At 58.7% G+C, this 1,064-nt stretch carries 1 rRNA gene and 1 pseudogene; both read right to left on the reverse strand.

The window, feature by feature from the left end:
- Window positions 1-115 (reverse strand): 16S ribosomal RNA (locus tag J1M81_RS25015); the annotation flags it as partial.
- 488 nt (window positions 116-603) lie between these two features.
- Window positions 604-1,064, reverse strand: a pseudogene (locus J1M81_RS25020) (hypothetical protein); the annotation flags it as partial.

The following is a 1,064-nucleotide window of genomic DNA, read 5'->3' on the forward strand; positions in this document are numbered from 1 at the left end:
ACGTGTTACTCACCCGTTCGCCGCTCGTGTACCCCGAAAGGCCTTACCGCTCGACTTGCATGTGTTAAGCACGCCGCCAGCGTTCGTCCTGAGCCAGGATCAAACTCTCCGTAAAAGACCTGCGAAAAAACAGTCCCGAAAGACCGTGAATCAGTCAAAGACATCAAGTCAAATCACTAGCAAAAAAACTCAACTAGCATTTTCAAAACAACACCCGACAACAACCACCACAAGCGGATGGCTGATACATCGAATGCTTTCACCAAATAAAACTCGGCACTGACATTCATCGACACACTGTTGAGTTCTCAAAGAACACGCACACACTCGAACCCCACGAACACACAGTCCGCAAGCCTCAAGGGCAACTGTTCCAGCCTATCCCAGCTTGGTCTCGGACACAAGGCCCAACTCTTGGGGGATAAAACCTGCCGAACCACACGTCCAACCTCGTTCACCCAGTCCGTGAAGACCGGGTCGGTGTCCGTCGCTCTGACTCGACAAAAGTTACGCCACCAACCCCACACACGCAAATCGGCAGGTCAGGGCGCTGGAGACGCGTCGAGCCGGCCGAGACGGCACCGAACGCCTCGGAATCGGCGGTCAACTGGACAAAGCGTCGCGTGCAAATCGACGGGACCAACTCGGTGAGTCCGATACGGCTTCCCGAAAGTAGAAGCTCGGGCCATGGGCACCGATGAGGTCGAGAAAGCTCATGGTCGTCTGAGCAGCAAACTTGGCGTCGAACACACCGGAATCCTCACTGGCCCAGCCCAATTCGGAGACCGTCTCGATCAGCATCTCGTTGCGGTGGGCCGCTGAGGCCGATGCGGCCAGGGAGATCAGGAACAGCGTCGCGGCATCGGTCTCGTATGTCTCCCTCCCCAGCGGAAGCCGCGAGGCCGCATGCCGCCACATGCCGATCGGGTCGTCGGCCAGTGATTCGCCGAGCTTCGTGCGCAGCAGCCGCCCCTTCGCGATGCGGGTCAACCCGAGGTGTCGGACCGCCTCGCGCAAGTCGGTGACCTGATGGTGGTCGATCTCGCGGCTGCTCGACCCCACCC

Source organism: Rhodococcus sp. KRD175, assembly GCF_017168275.1.
GTDB classification, from domain to species: Bacteria; Actinomycetota; Actinomycetes; order Mycobacteriales; family Mycobacteriaceae; genus Rhodococcoides; species Rhodococcoides fascians.